This window comes from Methylobacterium aquaticum (assembly GCF_001043915.1).
Classification (GTDB): domain Bacteria; phylum Pseudomonadota; class Alphaproteobacteria; order Rhizobiales; family Beijerinckiaceae; genus Methylobacterium; species Methylobacterium aquaticum.
Genome location: NZ_LABX01000169.1, coordinates 21,899 through 38,259, shown reverse-complemented (window position 1 = coordinate 38,259; position 16,361 = coordinate 21,899). Strand labels below are relative to the sequence as shown.

Below are 16,361 nucleotides of genomic sequence, written 5' to 3'. Positions count from 1 at the left end.
GCCGCCGCCGCCCTGGCCGCCGCCGCCGCCGTAATAGCCCTGGCCGCCGGCGCCACCGGCGCCGCCATACCCGGTCTGCGCCGACGCGATCGTCGGCACCAGCAGGGTGGCCATCGCGGCGGCCACGGCCAACAGTTTCGTCATCTCGACCTCCCCCACACGTGCGTCGACTGGAATCCAGCGATCAAGACATCTCTCCGAGAGGATGTGCTTTCGTCAAGGCCAGTGACAGGCTCGACCCCGCCGAACTGGATCAATATTTTGTCATTCGTCGTCTCAATTGGCACGGGTCGTGCGCGGCGGGCCGTGCATTGGGCGTGCTTTGCCGGCGCACCTGCATGCGCGGATGAGGCTCGCGATCCTTACTGATTTTTTGCTCAAGTCAAGCGCGCTCCTCTTGCCGACGATGGCGCGCGTCAAATATTCCTGCGTGGCTCGACCTGTTGGGGGACGGCCGGACCGGATTGACACTGCCGGCGCGAACGGCAAGAAATATGGCGGTTGTCGCTTGATCTGGCATAGGGCCAGTCACAATTTCGGGTCCAGTCCAGATGCCCGCGTGGTCCGTCTTCGCCCCGTTGGCGCTCCTCGCCGTGAGCGTCCAGCCCGTGCAGTACAAGGCCGGAAGTGGCGGCGGCGGCGGCTCTGCTGGGGGGCAGGTCATCTATTGCAACAACTGCGTCCTGGGTGGGCCGGCGGGCGGTCCCGGTGGCCCTGGCGGCAACGCCGTCAATGCGGGGGCGCCGCCGCCGCGGGTCGCCAATGCCGCGCCGCCGCCGTCGTCGACCTCGTCGAGTTCGATCATCGCGAAATGCAGCCTGCGGATCGCCGGCAGCCCGGTGGTCGATGCTCGGAACTGCTACTACGAGAAGTTCGACCGCAGCTTCTCGATCGTCGCGGGATCTGACAACCGCAAGTACATCTACAAGATGTCGATCGCACTCAACGACGACAAGACCGGCCGCGGGACCCTGAGCGGAGGCAAGGTCTCGACCCCGCGACCGCTCGGCACGATGACACGGGAGCGGGCCTGCTGGGTCAGCCTCGACAGAAGCGTCGAACTCTGCGCCTGGAAGTAGCTACATCGGCGCTCCGTCCGAACGACCAAGGCCGTCGAGGGATCGTCGCCGGTGGCATGGCCGGGGGATCGGCGATCCCCGCAACGCCGGCTCGGTGTCCGCACCGCCCCTGAACGGTCCCGCTGCCGGCGCCACGCGCGGCGCTCACCGTGGACGCGCGCCGCCCTCGCGCCATCGTCGATCGACGGAACCTGTCTCCCCGCCGAGAGACGGGATGCTGCGCTTGATTACAAAGGCACTGTCTCCGGATAGCCGTGCGACTCGCCGGGAGGGGAGGCCCGCGCCTTCTCGACCCTGACCTCCGATCCGTCCGGAACGGCGTGCACCAGGATCGGTCGCGCACAAATAAATCATGTGATACGAACCGTTGACAGACGGCGATCGTCGGTTCCGTTCTCGACTGTCGCCATGGGGGAGACTCTGGCCCAAGGGTCCGGACTTCCGGGCGCGGCCTCGACTCCGTCGCGATCGCCCCGGGCTTGCCCGAGGTCGCATCGATGCGTCAGCATCTGGGGCCATAGGCAGACATCGCGCATCCCCGGAGAGGGAGCGCGCATCAGGGAGGACGCCATGCCGATCGATGCCAACAAGGTTCTCGCCCGCGCCTACTTCACCGCCTTCCTCGAACGGGACGAGGCGTGGTGGCAGCGGCACATCGCGCCGGATTTCGTGCGCCACGATCCGGGCCTCGACTTCACGGTGCGCGGCCCCGAGGGCGTGCGCCGGCTCGGCGAGGTGCTGCATGGTGGCATCAGCGAGATGAAGCTGCCGATCGACGAGGTGATCGCCGAGGGCGACCGGGTGCTGGTGCGCCTGCGTGTGCGGGGGCGCCATACTGGCGATTTGATGGGGCTCCCCGCCAGCGGCCGCAGCATCGACATCGCGGTGATGGACCTGTTTCGCATCGTCGATCGGCGCCTGGTGGAGCATTGGGCGCTCCTCGACAATCTCGGCCTCCTGAAGCAGCTCGGCGCCCTCCCGGCCTGATCGTCCTGCACCACGACGCCGTCTCGGCCGGGAGAACCTGCTTGACCGTCTGAACCGAGAGCGCGTCCCGATCTCCTTGCGATCGGGACGCGCTCTCAATCTTTGATTCTTCCGCCTTGTCTGCGACGAACCGGGACCCGCTTGGTCGGACTCGGCACGGACGCACGATGGCGCAATCGGCAATCGATGCAATAATAGTGTTAATCATACATGATGCGGAAGTTTTTTGGACTTTGTCGCCACGCCCAAGATCCGGGACGTCTGGGCTTGGCACCGGCTCCGACCGGACGGTGCGTCAACCCCGCGTGTCCGCCGCCGGCGCTGCGCGGCCATGCAGCCAGTCGATGACCAGGAACAGGGTGATGGCGAAGACCGTCAGGAGGGCGGCCATGGCGAGGATCGAGGGATTGATCTGATCGCGGATGCCCGACCACATCTGGCGGGGGATCGTCTTCTGCTCGGCTCCGCCGATGAACAGGATGACGATGACCTCGTCGAAGGAGGTGGCGAAGGCGAAGACGGCCCCGGTGGCGACGCCGGGCGCGATGAGCGGCAGCGTCACGCGCCGGAAGGTCACGAGCGGCGGCGCGCCGAGGCTGGCGGCGGCCCGCACGAGGTTCCAGTTGAACGCCATCAGGGTGGCGGTGACGGTGATCACCACGAAGGGCGTGCCGAGCGCCGCGTGGGCCAGGATGACGCCGGCATGGCTGCTGGTGAGGCCGAGCGGCGCGAAGACGAGGTAGAGGCTGACGGCGACGACGACGATCGGGATGATCATCGGCGAGATCAGGAGCGGCATGATGAAGCCGCGGAGCGGGAAGGACGGCCGGCTGATGCCCATCGCCGCCGCCGTGCCCAGCACCGTGGCGATCGCCGTGCTGGCGAGGCCGATGATGAAGCTGTTGACGACCGCGAGCCGCCACTCCTCGGACGAGACGAGCGCGGCGTACCACCGGGTGCTGAAGCCCGACATCGGATAGGAGAAATAGGCGCTCTCGTTGAAGGAGAGCGGGATGACGATCAGCACCGGGGCGACGAGGAAGACCAGCACGGCGGCGGAGACGAGGCGCAGGACCCTCCGGCCGACGCGCTCGGTGAGCGTGGTTGACTGCATGAGGACCGCCTATCCCAGCCGGAGCCGGTCGACGCCGACGAAGTGGTTGAAGACGAAGTAGACCGCGAGGGTCAGCAGCACGAGATAGACCGACAGCGCGCCGGCGAGGCCCCAGTTGAGCTGGCGGTCCATCTGGAAGGCGATGAGCTGGCTGATCATCTCGTCGCCGCCGCCGCCGAGAAGGGCGGGCGTGATGTAGTAGCCGATGGCCAGCACGAAGACGAGGAACGTGCCCGTCCCGATGCCCGGCAGGGTCTGGGGTACGTAGACTCTCAGGAAGGCGATCGCCGGATGGGCGCCGAGCGACACCGCCGCCCGCTGATAGCTCGGCGAGATGCCGCGCATGACCGCGTAGTTCGCCAGGATCATGAAGGGCAGGAGCACGTGCGTCATCCCGACGAGGACGCCGGTGCGGTTGAACATCAGCGCCAGCGGCTCGCGCGTCAGGCCGGCCTGGGCGAGGAGCGCGTTGACGACGCCGTTCGGCTGGAGGAGCACGTACCAGGCGGTGGTCCGCACGAGCAGCGAGGTCCAGAACGGTACGATGACGAAGATCATCAGCCGATTGCTCTGGCGCGGCGGCAGCGTGGCGAGGAGGTAGGCCACGGGATAGCCGAGGATGAGGCAGAGCAGGGTCACCGTGCCGCTGATCAGGAAGGTGCGCGCGAAAGCCGCCTGATAGATCCGCTGGTCGGGCGGCAGCTCCGACAGGCCGCGGGGGCCGGCCCTCAGGTCGATGGCCGCCAGCAGGTAGTCCGGCGTGATCCGGGCCGAGGCCCGCTGGATAAAATGCCAGGTCTCCGTCTCGCCCCAGCGGGGGTCGATCGCCACGAAGGCGGGCGCGACGGGGCCGGCGGCGGGGTCGGGCAGGCGGCGGGCGGTCTTCAGGATCAGGCTGCGGAAGCCGGGCTCGTAAGTGTTGAGCCGCCGCGCCGCCGAGACGAGGGTCCCGCGTTCCTGTGCGGCGGCGATGTCGGCGGCCAGGGCCTCGAAGACGGGAGAGGGCGGAAGCGCCGCCCCGCTCCACGCGGCGAGGCCCGCCGAGACCCGCGGCAACGCCGCCGCCACGTCCTCGCTCTGGACGCTGCGCAGGAGCAGGGCGCCGATGGGATAGAGGAAGACCGCGACCAGGAAGACGAGGAGAGGCAGGGCGAAGGCCAGCGACCGCATCGCCTCCTTGCGCCGGGCGGCCCTGTAGGCATCGCGGCCCGCCCGCGGCATCGGATCCGCCTCGGCGCCTGCCGCCATCGCTCCCACCTCACCGATCGCCAAGACCACACCCTTTCCTCTGAACGCCGACGGGCGCCCCGGGCCGGCCGGGGCGCCCCACATGTCACTGACCGAGCCAGGTCATGAAGCGGCTGTTGATGCTGTCGTAATGGTCGGCCCAGAATTCAGCGTTGATCTGAAGCCCGTTCTTGAAGTTGTTCGGCGCCGTCGGCATGTCCGGAAGGACGTCCTTGTTCATCAGCTCGACCGAGGATTTGCGCGGCGAGGCGTAGGCGATGAAATTCGAGAGCTTCCAGATGTTGTCCTTGGCGGATGCATACTTGATGAAGTTCTCCGCCAGGTCCTTGTCCTTGGCGCCGGCCGGGATGCCCCACCACTCGTAGTCGTAGATCTGCCCGTCCCAGACGATGGCGAAGGGCTTGTTCTCCTTCTTCTGCGCGTCGTAGATGCGGCCGTTATAGGCCATCGTCATCGCGACAGCGCCGTCGGCGAGGAGCTGCGGCGGCTGCGAGCCGGCCTCCCACCAGACGATCCGGTCCTTGATGGTGGAGAGCTTGGCCAGGGCGCGCTTGAGGCCGGCGTCGGTCGCCAGCACCTTGTAGATCTCGCCCGCCGGCACGCCGTCCGCCATCAGCGCCCATTCCAGGCTGACCTTCGGGCTCTTGCGCAGGCCGCGCTTGCCCGGGAAGGTCTGGGTGTCGAAGAAGTCCGCGATCGTCGTCGGCTTCGTCTGCATCTTGCTCGCGTCGTAGGCGAACACGGTCGACCAGATCATCGAGGACACGGCGCAGGGCAGGACCGCGCCCTTGATGAAGTCCGACGGGTCGCCGAGGAGAGCCGGGTTCAGCTTCTGGAGCAGGCCCTCGTCGCAGGCGGTGATGGCGTCGTTGGTCTCGAGGTCGATGAGGTCCCAGGTCGTGTTGCCGGCCTGGACCATGGCGCGCAGCTTGGCGACGCCGCCGTCATATTGCTCGGTCGCGATCTTGACGCCTTGCGCCGCCGCGAACGGCTTGAACCAGGCTTTGTCGGCCGCCGCCTCGAAGGCCCCGCCGTAATCGACGATGTTGAGGGTCTTCTCCTGGGCGGCGGCCGGCACGGCCAGCAGGGCGCAGCCCGCCGCCAGCAAGGCCGCCACTCTCGAAGCAGTTCGTCCGGCTGTCATGATCGTTCCCCTCGGTGATGCGATGAAGGTTTCAGGCCGACCGGGCATCGACGATCTTGCAGTCGTCGTAGCGCCACGAGACGTCGACGGGTTCGCCGTTCGCCGGCAGGATCGTCCGCTGGGTGTTCGGGACCTTGATGACGAAGTGCCCCGCTTGGCCGGTGGCGAGATGGATCCGGCGGTGGTCGCCGCAATAGATGATCTCCTCGACCGTCCCCGACAGGCGATTCTGTGCCTCGCCGTCGCCGGGATCGACCGTGACGCGCTCCGGCCGTAGCGCCAGGACGGCGGCATCCCCGGGCTTGAGGGTGCCGCCCGCCCGGCCCTTGAAGGTCCGTCCGCCCGGGAGCGTCAGCACGGCATACCCGTCGTCGAAGCCGACGACCTGGCCGGCCAGTCCGTTGTTCTCGCCGATGAAGTCGGCGACGAAGGCGTTCTCGGGGTCCTCGTACAGGCTGGTCGGCGAGGCGATCTGCTGGATCGCGCCGCCCTCGAAGACGGCGACGCGGTCCGACATGGTGAGCGCCTCCCCCTGATCATGGGTGACGTAGACGATCGTGACGCCGAGCCGGCGATGCAGCCGCTTGATCTCGTACTGCATCGTCTCGCGCAGCGCCTTGTCGAGCGCGCCGAGCGGCTCGTCCATGAGGACGAGGCGCGGCTCGAAGACGAGGGCGCGGGCGAGCGCGACGCGCTGCTGCTGCCCGCCGGAGAGCTGGCTCGGCTTGCGCCCCCCCAGGCGCCCCAGCTCGATCATGTCGAGGGCGCGGGCCACGCGCTCCCGCTGCTCGGCCTTCGCCACCCCGCGCACGGAGAGCGGGAAGGCGATGTTCTCGGCAACGGTCATGTGCGGAAAAAGGGCGTAGTTCTGGAAGACCATCCCGATGTCGCGCTTGTGGGGCGGCAGCTCGTTCAGCGTCCGGCCGTTCAGCGTGATCGTTCCGCCGCTCGGGCTCTCGAAGCCTGCGAGCAGCATCAGGGTCGTGGTCTTGCCCGAGCCGGAGGGGCCGAGCAGCGACAGGAACTCGCCTTCGGCGATCTCGAGATTCAGGTCCCGGATGACGTAGCTCTCACCGTCATACGTCTTGCGAATGCGGGAGAAGGTAACGAAGGGCTCGGATGCGCCGGACGCGGCCATTCAGATGCCCCTTCCGCCGGTATGCCGATGGTTCCATCCGATATGCGCGTCCGACCAGGCGGCATTTTGCTTGCCGTTATCTTCGATCGTGCGCGCGCGGCTGGCTGGCATGGTGTCCTCATCGACCCTTGGATGCGTAAAACCAAGTCGACCCCGGGTTTGCAAAACTAAACATGCAATCTTTGGTGCCGCAAGGCCGGCAGGGCGGCGGGGGACCCGTCGCGGGATAGGATTTTCCGAACCATTGCAGAGGGCGCGCCTCGTCAGGCCCGGGCGACGGGCCGAGGGGCCGGCGACGGAAGCGGAGGTTTGGGAGAAAACGATGCCGCGCGGCGCGGGTCTGACGCTCGGCCGATGACCCGGGTGCCGACCTCTCGCGCTCTCCTCGACCGCCTGATCGCCTTCCTGACGGTCCGCCGCGATCCCAACCGCGACCCGATCGACGTCGCGGCCGGCTTGCATCGCCGCGCTCGATGAACCAGGGCCACAAGCCGCACGAGGTCGTCGTGCTCGACCAACTCGCCTCGGCTGACCGGGCGATGGACCGGCGCCTCGCCCGGCTGCGCGCCTGGGCGTCGCGGCGGGGGATGGCCTCGGAAAGGCCGAAGCAGTGCTGATCCAAATCGTAATGTTCGCCATTCCCGCCCTGCGTTAGCCCGGAGACCACGCATCGCGCAGGGAAGGACGGGGAAGATGTCGGTTGAGACGGTCGACACGCTCGTGGTCGGGGCCGGCCAGGCGGGCGTCGCGATGAGCGAGCACCTGACGAAGCAGGGCGTGCCCCATCTCGTCCTCGAACGGGCGCGGATCGCCGAGCGCTGGCGCACCGCCCGCTGGGACTCCCTCGTCGCCAACGGTCCGGCCTGGCACGACCGCTTTCCCGGCCTCGACTTCGCCGCCTTCGACGAGGACGCCTTCGTGCCGAAGGATCAGGTGGCCGATTATTTCGCCGCCTATGCCAACGCCTTCGGCGCCCCGATCCGCTGCGGCGTCGAGGTCACGAAGGTGCGGCCGCTCGACGGGCGTCCGGGCTTTCGCGTCGACACCGCGGACGGGACCATCGAGGCCAACAGCGTCGTCGTGGCGACGGGGGCGTTCCAGAAGCCGGTGGTTCCGCCGATCGTCCCCGCCGAGGCCGGCCTGCACCAGATCCATTCGAATGCCTACCGCAACCCGGGCGCCCTGCCGGCGGGCGCGGTCCTCGTGGTCGGCGCCGGCTCCTCCGGCGTCCAGATCGCCGACGAGCTGCTGCGGGCGGGACGAAGGGTCACCCTCTCGGTCGGCCCCCACGACCGGCCGCCCCGGGCCTATCGCGGGCGGGACTTCGTCTGGTGGCTCGGCGTCCTCGGCAAGTGGGACATCCAGGCCCCGGCGCCCGGCACGGAGCACGTCACCATCGCGGTGAGCGGGGCCCATGGCGGCGAGACGATCGACTTCCGCCGCCTCGCCCATCGCGGCATGACGCTGGTCGGCCGGACGCAGGATTATCGCGACGGCGTGCTGCGCTTCGCGCCCGATCTCGCGGCGACCCTCGTGCGCGGCGACGCCTATTACCTCGCGCTTCTCGACGAGGCCGACGCCTATGCCGCGCGCAACGGGCTCGACCTGCCGCCGGAGCCCGAGGCCCGCGTTTTCCCGCCCGATCCCGCCTGCGTCACCGATCCGCTCGACAGCCTCGACCTCGCGCAGGCCGGCATCTCCACGATTATCTGGGCAACCGGCTACACCTCCGACTTCCGCTGGCTCGAGGTGGACGCCTTCGATGCGCAGGGCCGGCCGGATCACCAGCGCGGCATCTCGCGGGAGCCCGGCCTCTACTTCCTCGGCCTGCCCTGGCTCTCGGGGCGCGGCTCCAGCTTCATCTGGGGCGTCTGGCACGATGCCCGCTATCTTGCCGACCACATCGCGGCGCGGCGCGGCTACCTCGACCATCATCTCGCCCGGTGCCGCCCGGCATCGGCGGTCTCGCCGGCGGCCTGAGGCCACACCTCCCTCCAGCCCGTTTCCCACCGCATGGAGCCTGCCGTGACGGCACATACGCGCATCCGCACCTTCAACACCAAGGACACCTATCCCGAGCAGAAGCTCGACAACGACCTCTGCCAGACCGTGGTGGCCAAGGGCAGCATGGTCTTCGTCCGCGGCCAGATCGGCCAGGACCTCGACACGTCGGAGAGCGTCGCCATCGGCGACGCCGCGGGCCAGACCGAGAAGGCCATGGCCAATATCGAGATGCTGCTGACGGAGGCCGGGGCCCGGCTCGAGCACATCTGCAAGATCACGATCTACATCGTCGATCCGCGCTACCGCGAGGCCGTCTACCGCGTCGTCGGGCGCTGGCTGAAGGGCGTCTATCCGGTCTCGACCGGCATCGTCGTCTCGGCCCTCGCCCGGCCCGAATGGCTGGTCGAGGTCGACGCCATCGCGGTCATCCCGGAGGACGCCGCATGACCCTGTCGATCGTCGCGCGCTGCCCGGAGACGGGCATGTTCGGCGTCGCGGTCACCTCCTCCTCGCCGGCCGTGGCGGCGCGCTGCGCCCATGCGCGGGCCGGAATCGGGGCGGTCGCCAGCCAGAACGTCACTGATCCCTCGCTCGGCCCCCGCACCCTCGACCTGATGGCGCTCGGTGCCGGCGCCGAGCAGGCCGTCGCGGTGCTGCGCGCCTCGGCGCCGCACATGGAGTTCCGCCAGATCCTGGCCGTCGACGGCCGGGGCGGGACGGCGGTCCATTCCGGCCCGCGCGCCCTCGGCATCTTCGCCGAGGCGGCGGGCGAGGGCGTCGCCTGCGGCGGCAACCTCCTGTCGGGCCCGCACGTGCCGCAGCGGATGGTGGACGCTTTCGCGGCGTCGTCCGGCCCTCTCGGCGACCGCCTCGTCGCCGTCATGCGCGCGGCGGTCGCGGCGGGGGGCGAGGCCGGGCCTTTGCGCTCGATCGGCATGACGCTGGTCGACCGGGTGTCCTGGCCGGTCGCGGATCTTCGTGTCGACTGGACCGAGGACTGCCCCGTCGAGGCGCTGGCCGCGCTCTGGGTGCTCTACAAGCCGCAGCTCGCGGACTACGTGACCCGCGCCCTCGATCCCGGTGCCGCGCCGCGCTACGGGGTTCCCGGCGACGAGTAGTCCGGTGCTATAGGGGGCGGTGCCGAAACGCCGCCCCCGAGGTCCGGATGCGCTATACGCTGCGCCAGTTGGAGTACTTCATCGCGGTGGGCGAGGCCGGCAGCATCACGCTCGCCTCCGAGCGCGTCCACATCTCGCAGCCCTCGATCTCCACCGCCATCTCGCATCTGGAGCAGGAGCTGAACGTCCAGCTCTTCGTGCGCCACCACGCGCAGGGCCTGTCGCTGACGCCGTCCGGCCGGGCCCTCCTGCGCGAGGCCAAGAGCCTCGTGGCCCAGGCCGAGGGCCTTTATCTGCGCGCCACGGAGGCGACGGGGCAGGTGCGCGGCTCGCTGTCGCTCGGCTGCATGGTCACGCTGGCGCCGATGCTGGTGCCGGAACTGACGCATTCCTTCGCCTCGGCGTTTCCGGCCGTCTCCATCCGCACGGCCGAGCGCCACCACGACGATCTCTTCGAGGGCATCCGGCATTCGGAGATCGACATCGCCCTCTGCTACGATCTGCATGTTCCCGACGACATCGCGTTCATGCCGCTGGTCGAACTGCCGCCCTACATCCTCCTGGGCGAGGCCGACCCGCTCGCGCGGCAGCCCTCCGCCAGCCTCGAGGAGATGGCCGCAAAGCCGATGATCCTCCTCGACCTGCCGATGAGCCGCGAGTACTTCCTGGCGCTCTTCCTCAAGCAGGGCCTGGAGCCGACCATCGCCGCGCGCTCGGCCCACCACGAAGTGATCCGCACCATGGTGGCCAACGGCTACGGCTATTCCATCCTCAACGCCAGGCCCCGCTCGGACTACGCCCTTGACGGCCGCCGGGTGGTCCGCATCCGCCTCGCGGGCGAGCACCGGCCGATGACGATCGGCGTCGCCACGCTGAAGGCGCTGCGCCAGACCCAGCTCGTCGCCGCCTTCGCGGCCCATTGCCGGGCGCATATCTCGGAATCCTACATCCCCGGCATGGTCGCTCCGAGCTTCGGGCCCCGCAAGCGATAGGGTCTGTTTCCGGTGCCTCACGGATCGGCGGCGGGTGGCGCTCCGAAGCGGTCCTTGAAATAGCCGACGCAGTGATCGACGAAGCGCCCGACGAGCGGGTCGCCCTCGTCTCGGTCGCGCGTCGCCAGCACGATCCGCAGCGGCCGGACGGCGTCGCGCAGCCGCAGCACCGTCACCGGCTTGAGATCGTAGGTCGTCATGCTGTGAGGGCGCATCACCAGGAGCGTGAAGCCGAAGCCGTTGCCGACCGCGCTGCGCACCGCCTCCAGCGAGGTCGAGACGTAGGCGATGGGCGGGGCGATGCCGTGCGTGCGCAGGAGATCCTCGAAATAGCCCCGGCTTCCCGGCCCGTCGAACATCACGTAGGGCTCCTGCGCCAGGTCGCGCAGCCAGACCGCGCGCTTGGCCGCCAATGGATGGTCGGCCGCGATGACCACCATCGGCGGCAGCGCCGCCAGCGGCAGCACCGACAGGCCGGCGAGATCGGCCCCGAGATCGTAGGTCAGGGCGAGGTCGAGGCTTCCCGCCCGCACCTCCTCGGCCAGGGCCGTCAGGCTCAGCTCGCGGGTGACCATCCGGATCCCGGGATGGCGCTCGAGATGGCCGCGCACGAGGCTCGCGGCGAAGAACGGGGCGAGCGTCGTAAAGCAGCCGAGGCGGATCTCTCCCGCGACCTGGGAGGCGAGCGCCGCCGCCTCCCGCGCCACCTGCTCGGCCTGCCGCTCGAGGTCCGCGGCATGCTGGAGGAAGGCGCGCCCCTGCCGCGTCAGGGTCGCGCCGCGGGCGTGGCGGCGGTCGAAGAGGCGCAGGCCGGTGACGTCCTCCAGCTTCTCGATCGCCTGCGCGACGGCGGGCTGGGAGATGTTGAGGGCCCGCGCGGCCTGGGCGATCCCCCCGTTCTCCGCCACGGCACGGAAATAGCTGCATTGCCGCAGGGTGAAGCGAACCATAGTTTGCCTTTCTCGAAGGCATGAGTTTCGAAGTTTTTGCCTGTTCCAGCAAGTGCTAGCCATGGGGCCTCGCGACTGGAGGGAGGCGCGAGCCGAGTGACCGCCCTCCGCACAGAAGAAGGACGCGCCCCATGTCGTCGCACGCCTCGCTCGACGCGCTGCTTCAGGCCGCCCGCCGTCCCTTCCACGACGCGGTCGCCATGCCGCCCGGCGTCTACAAGGACGAGGCGTTCCTCCGGCGCGAACTCGAGACCATCTTCGCGCGGGAGTGGCTGTGCGTCGGGCGTGCCAGCGCGCTTGCCGCGCCGGGCGACTACCTCACCTGCGAGCTGGCAAACCAGCCGATCATCGTGCTGAGGGATCAGGCCGGTGCGCTGCGGGCCCTGTCGAACGTCTGCCTGCACCGCATGTCGACGCTGCTGGAAGGATCGGGCCGCGCGCGCAGCATCGTCTGCTCCTACCACGCCTGGACCTACAATCTCGACGGCACCCTGCGGGGCGCGCCGTTCATGAAGGAGACGACGGGCTTCTGCAAAGAGGCTTACAGGCTGCCGCAGATCCGCTGCGAGGAATGGCTCGGCTGGGTCTACGTGACCCTCAATCCCGACGCGGCGAGCGTCCGCGAGCGCTTCCGCCCGGTCGAGGAACTGGTCGCGCATTACGGCATGGAGAACTATGTCGAGTGCTTCCGCGAGAGCCATGTCTGGGACACGAACTGGAAGGTGCTCGCCGAGAACTTCATGGAGAGCTACCACCTGCCGGTCTGCCACGCGGCGACGGTGGGCCCGCATTCCCGGCTCGAAGAGATGATCTGCCCGCCGGGCCTGCCGGACTTCAACTACCACTGGATCACCAAGGAGGCGTCGCTGGCGATCGGCAACGCCCATCCCGACAACACCCGGCTTGAGGGTCACTGGCGCAAGACGACGGCGCTCCTCGCCCTCTATCCCAGCCATCTGATCACGCTGACACCGGGATATTTCTGGTATCTCTCGCTCCATCCCAAGGGGCCCGGCCAGGTCCACATCACCTATGGCGGCGGACTCTCGCCGGAATTCATGGCCGATCCGAAGGCGGAGGACTACGTCCGCGACCTCAAGCGGCTCCTCGACGAGGTGAACGTCGAGGATCGCGGCTGCACCGAGAAGGTCTATCGCGGGCTGAACGCCGAGGCGGCCAAGGCCGGCCACCTCTCCTATCTGGAGCGCCCGATCTACGATTTCCTGCAATACATCGCCGCGCGCACCGGCGGATGCGAGCGCGAGGTCCAGGTCGCGGCCGAATAAGCGCCGCGGACTTGTCGAGGGGGATCCGTCCGCCGGCAGCGATGGCCCCGGCGGCGATCCCGTCCCGGTAAAACCGAGTCGAACCATGGCGAACGTCACCTGGACGCCCGAGGGCCGCGCCGAAATGGTCGCGGAGATGCGCGACGGCCGCACGCTCGTGGCGGCGGCCGTCAGCCATGCCGTGCCCGGCATCTGCGGAGCGTGCGGCAGCGCCCTGGCCTGCGCGACCTGCCACGTCGCCGTCGCCGAGGCGTGGCTCGCCGCAACCGGACGGCCGGGCCCGGACGAGGACGCAATGCTGGACATGGTGGAGGCCGGCCGGCCGCCGAACAGCCGGCTGCGCTGCCAGATCCGTGCTCATGCGGCACTCGGCGGCCTTCTCCTTCACGGTCCCGTCTCGGCCCCATGACGCCCGGCACGATGCTCTCCCGCACGGTCGTCGTCGGCGCCGGTCAAGCCGCCGTCGCCTTGATCGCCAAGCTCCGCGCGTTGGATCCGGACCGCCGGATCACCCTCATCGGCGACGAGCCGGTCGTTCCCTACCAGCGCCCGCCCCTCTCGAAGGACTATCTCAAGGGGGAGCTTCCGGCCGACGGCCTGTCGCTGCGCCCGCGCGACTGGTTCGAGGGGCAGGGAATCGAACTGCGCCTCGGCCGCTCCGCCATCGCGATCGACAGGGCAGCGAAGACGCTCTGCCTCGATGACGGAGCGGTCGTCGGCTACGACCATCTGGCCCTCTGCCTCGGCAGCGAGCCGCGCCGCCTGCCGGCGGCGGTGGGCGGTTCACTCGCCGGCGTCTACGTGCTCCGGCGCAGGGCCGACGCCGACGCGCTCCGCCCCGCCCTGGCCGGCGCGAGCCGCGTCCTCATCGTCGGCGGCGGCTATGTCGGGCTGGAGGTGGCGGCAGTCGTGTCGGGCGCGGGGCGGACGGTGACGGTTCTGGAGGCCGCCCCGCGCATCCTTCACCGCGTCGCGGCCGAGCCGACCTCCGACTACTTCCGGGAACTGCATCGTCGGAACGGCGTTCGCCTCCTGGAAGGCATCGGCCTCGTGGCCCTCTCGGGACAGGATCGCGTCGCCCGCGCGATCCTGTCGGACGGGAGCGAACTGCCCGTCGACCTCGTCCTGGTCGGAATCGGGACCGCGCCGGTGGTGGAACTGGCGGCGCGCGCCGGCCTTGCCGTCGAGAACGGAATCGCGGTCGACGATCGGTGCCGGACCTCGGACCCTTCCATCGTCGCCGCCGGCGATTGCACGAGCGTCCCCCATGCCGGCGGCCGCATCCGGCTCGAATCGGTCCAGAACGCGATCGCACAAGGCGAGACCGCCGCCTCCACCCTCTGCGGCCGGGAGAGCCCCTACCGGCCCAAGCCCTGGTTCTGGTCGAACCAGTACGACGTGCGGCTCCAGATCGCCGGGCTGAGCACGGGCTACGATGCGACCCTCGTGCGCCCGGGCAAGCGACCCGGGTCGCAATCCGTCTGGTACTTCCGACGATCGTCGCTGATCGCCGTCGACGCGATCAACGAGCCCGCGACCTACATGGTCGGCCGCAAGCTCATCGAAGCGGACATCACCCCCGCCGAGGCGCACCTGACTGATCCCGGCTTCTTGCTGAACTCGCTGATCCGATGGTGAGAGGGGACGGTCCGCGACGCGGAGAAAATCCCGGTCTGGCTGTGCGAGCGGCGCTGGCGGCGGGAGCGCAGCCTGGGATGGTCGAGCCTCTGCTCTGTTCTCTTGTGGATGGATGAGGCGGATCGTGCATCCGGGGCTCGCCTCGCCGCACCATGCGGCCCCCAAAAACGATCCTGCCATGTGCCATCCGCGCATGGCCGCCCCCGCGCCCAAGCCTATCTGGCTTCCCGACCACGATGGGCCGGAGGCGCATGACCACGACCTTCTTCCTGGTGCGGCACGCCGCCCATGACCGGATCGGCCGCATCCTGTGCGGGCGAATGCCCGGTGTGACGCTCGGGCGCGAGGGGAGGGCGCAGGCCGTGATGGTGGCCGAACGCCTCGCCGGCGAGGGGCTGGCGGCCATCCATGCCTCGCCGCGGGAGCGGGCCCAGGAGACTGCCGCCCCGCTCGCGGCCCGGGCCGGGCTGACCGTCGAGACCCTGCCGGCCCTCGACGAGATCGATTTCGGCGCCTGGACGGGGACGAGTTTCGACGACCTGAACGGCGATCCGACCTGGGCCGGCTGGAACCAGGCTCGCCACGTCACCCGGCCGCCGGGGGGCGAGACGGCCCTGGACGCGCAGGCCCGGGTGCTGCGGGGCCTGGAAGACCTGCACGCGCGCCACGGCGATGCCCGCCTCGCCCTCGTCAGCCATGCCGAGGTGATCAAGCTCGTGATCGCCCATGCCCTCGGGCTCGGGGCGGATGCCACGCACCGATTCGAGATCGGCCCGGCGTCGGTGAGCGTGCTGGTGCTGGGCGCCTGGGGCGCCAAGGTCGAGAGCCTGAACGAGCGGGCGTTCCTGGGGAGCCACGCATGACCGACGACCGCTTGCGCGCCCAGTCCTTGCGCGCCCAGTCCTTGCGCGAACGCGCCGAGGCGCTGGGCCCCTGGTTCCACAACATCGAGATCGCGCCTGGCGTGTTCACGGCGCCTGGCCACTTCCTCGGCGATTACCCGATGGTGAAGTGGCGCACCTTCGCCGACGCGGTGCCGGCCGACCTCACCGGCAAGACCGTGCTCGATATCGGCTGCAATGCCGGCTTCTACGCCGTCGCGATGAAGCGGCGGGGCGCCGCCCGGGTGCTCGGGATCGACGAGGACGAGCGCTATCTGGCGCAAGCCCGCTTCGCCGCCGAGGCGCTGGGCGCGACCATCGAGTTCCGCAACCTCTCGGTCTACGATGTCGGCGCCCTGGGGGAGCGCTTCGACGTGGTGCTGTTCATGGGGGTGCTCTATCACCTGCGCCACCCTTTGCTCGCCCTCGACCTGATCCACGCCCATGTCGCCGGCGACCTGATGGTGTTCCAGTCGATGCAGCGTGGCGCCAGTATCGTGGCGCCGGTGGCGGAGGATTACGACTTCTTCGATGCCGGCCGGTTCGACGATCCCGGCTACCCGAAGCTGCACTTCATCGAGCATCGCTATGCTGGCGACCCGACCAACTGGTGGGCGCCCAACCGGGCCTGCACCGAGGCGATGCTGCGGGCCTCGGGCTTCCGGATCGAGGCGCATCCGGAAGAGGAAGTCTATCTCTGCCGCCGCGCCGCCACGCCGGTGGCGGCCCGGCCCGTCCATCCGGCGCCCCCACCGGCTTGAGCGCTTCACGGGGCTGCGCCA

General features: G+C 69.4%; 17 protein-coding genes and 1 pseudogene. 13 read left to right on the top strand and 5 right to left on the bottom strand.

Going from position 1 to position 16,361, the window contains the following annotated elements; all coding sequences use genetic code 11:
* Positions 1-551 precede the first annotated feature (551 nt).
* A complete protein-coding gene (locus VP06_RS21335; RefSeq protein WP_048465796.1) occupies positions 552-1,079 on the top strand; it encodes a hypothetical protein in 528 nt (175 codons plus the stop codon).
* Positions 1,080-1,649: 570 nt separating this feature from the next.
* Positions 1,650-2,066: an ester cyclase gene (locus VP06_RS21330; protein WP_048465795.1), complete on the top strand. Its 417-nt coding sequence runs from the start codon at positions 1,650-1,652 to the stop codon at positions 2,064-2,066.
* Positions 2,067-2,361: 295 nt separating this feature from the next.
* Here the strand turns inward: VP06_RS21330 and VP06_RS21325 are convergent, their stop codons facing one another.
* The 4 genes from VP06_RS21325 to VP06_RS21310 all read right to left on the bottom strand — a co-directional run bounded on the left by VP06_RS21325 (position 2,362) and on the right by VP06_RS21310 (position 6,710).
* Positions 2,362-3,180 carry an ABC transporter permease gene (locus VP06_RS21325; RefSeq protein ID WP_048465794.1) on the bottom strand — a complete coding sequence of 273 codons (819 nt, stop codon included), beginning with the start codon at positions 3,178-3,180 and terminating at the stop codon, positions 2,362-2,364.
* Positions 3,181-3,189: 9 nt separating this feature from the next.
* A complete protein-coding gene (locus VP06_RS21320) occupies positions 3,190-4,428 on the bottom strand; it encodes an ABC transporter permease (RefSeq protein ID WP_048465799.1) in 1,239 nt (412 codons plus the stop codon).
* An 85-nt stretch (positions 4,429-4,513) separates the two neighbouring features.
* Positions 4,514-5,572, bottom strand: coding sequence for an ABC transporter substrate-binding protein (locus VP06_RS21315; RefSeq protein WP_048465793.1), 1,059 nt, complete (start codon positions 5,570-5,572; stop codon positions 4,514-4,516).
* Between the two features lie 31 nt (positions 5,573-5,603).
* Entirely contained in the window at positions 5,604-6,710 is a 1,107-nt protein-coding gene (locus VP06_RS21310) for an ABC transporter ATP-binding protein (protein WP_048465792.1), read from the bottom strand.
* 473 nt (positions 6,711-7,183) lie between these two features.
* Here VP06_RS21310 and VP06_RS38785 point away from each other — a divergent pair, with 473 nt between their 5' ends.
* From VP06_RS38785 to VP06_RS21290, 5 genes are all read left to right on the top strand, one after another.
* Positions 7,184-7,327 (top strand): hypothetical protein, encoded by a 144-nt coding sequence (locus VP06_RS38785; protein WP_342586832.1) that lies wholly within the window; start codon positions 7,184-7,186, stop codon positions 7,325-7,327.
* 76 nt (positions 7,328-7,403) lie between these two features.
* Positions 7,404-8,690, top strand: a complete 1,287-nt coding sequence (locus VP06_RS21305) for a flavin-containing monooxygenase (RefSeq protein WP_048465791.1) — start codon at positions 7,404-7,406, stop codon at positions 8,688-8,690.
* A 33-nt stretch (positions 8,691-8,723) separates the two neighbouring features.
* Positions 8,724-9,161: a RidA family protein gene (locus tag VP06_RS21300; protein ID WP_048465790.1), complete on the top strand. Its 438-nt coding sequence runs from the start codon at positions 8,724-8,726 to the stop codon at positions 9,159-9,161.
* Complete coding sequence (locus VP06_RS21295) at positions 9,158-9,832, top strand: DUF1028 domain-containing protein (RefSeq protein WP_048465789.1); 675 nt, start codon at positions 9,158-9,160, stop codon at positions 9,830-9,832. The genes VP06_RS21300 and VP06_RS21295 overlap by 4 nt, the downstream gene beginning before the upstream one ends.
* Before the next feature lie 47 nt (positions 9,833-9,879).
* Positions 9,880-10,824, top strand: coding sequence for a LysR family transcriptional regulator (locus VP06_RS21290; protein ID WP_048465788.1), 945 nt, complete (start codon positions 9,880-9,882; stop codon positions 10,822-10,824).
* A 17-nt stretch (positions 10,825-10,841) separates the two neighbouring features.
* Here the strand turns inward: VP06_RS21290 and VP06_RS21285 are convergent, their stop codons facing one another.
* Positions 10,842-11,774: a LysR family transcriptional regulator gene (locus VP06_RS21285; protein WP_053081969.1), complete on the bottom strand. Its 933-nt coding sequence runs from the start codon at positions 11,772-11,774 to the stop codon at positions 10,842-10,844.
* A 326-nt stretch (positions 11,775-12,100) separates the two neighbouring features.
* Between VP06_RS21285 and VP06_RS39040 the strand changes: the two are divergent.
* From VP06_RS39040 to VP06_RS21260, 6 genes and pseudogenes are all read left to right on the top strand, one after another.
* Positions 12,101-12,235, top strand: a pseudogene (locus VP06_RS39040) (Rieske 2Fe-2S domain-containing protein); the annotation flags it as partial.
* Between the two features lie 48 nt (positions 12,236-12,283).
* A complete protein-coding gene (locus VP06_RS21280) occupies positions 12,284-13,060 on the top strand; it encodes an SRPBCC family protein (RefSeq protein ID WP_425350936.1) in 777 nt (258 codons plus the stop codon).
* A gap of 85 nt (positions 13,061-13,145) precedes the next feature.
* Positions 13,146-13,469: a 2Fe-2S iron-sulfur cluster-binding protein gene (locus tag VP06_RS21275; protein ID WP_048465786.1), complete on the top strand. Its 324-nt coding sequence runs from the start codon at positions 13,146-13,148 to the stop codon at positions 13,467-13,469.
* An 11-nt stretch (positions 13,470-13,480) separates the two neighbouring features.
* Complete coding sequence (locus VP06_RS21270; protein ID WP_048465785.1) at positions 13,481-14,698, top strand: NAD(P)/FAD-dependent oxidoreductase; 1,218 nt, start codon at positions 13,481-13,483, stop codon at positions 14,696-14,698.
* A 251-nt stretch (positions 14,699-14,949) separates the two neighbouring features.
* Positions 14,950-15,561: a histidine phosphatase family protein gene (locus tag VP06_RS21265; RefSeq protein ID WP_048465784.1), complete on the top strand. Its 612-nt coding sequence runs from the start codon at positions 14,950-14,952 to the stop codon at positions 15,559-15,561.
* Positions 15,558-16,340: a TIGR04290 family methyltransferase gene (locus VP06_RS21260; RefSeq protein ID WP_048465783.1), complete on the top strand. Its 783-nt coding sequence runs from the start codon at positions 15,558-15,560 to the stop codon at positions 16,338-16,340. Before VP06_RS21265 ends, VP06_RS21260 begins: the two co-directional genes overlap by 4 nt.
* The last annotated feature ends 21 nt before the right edge of the window (positions 16,341-16,361 follow it).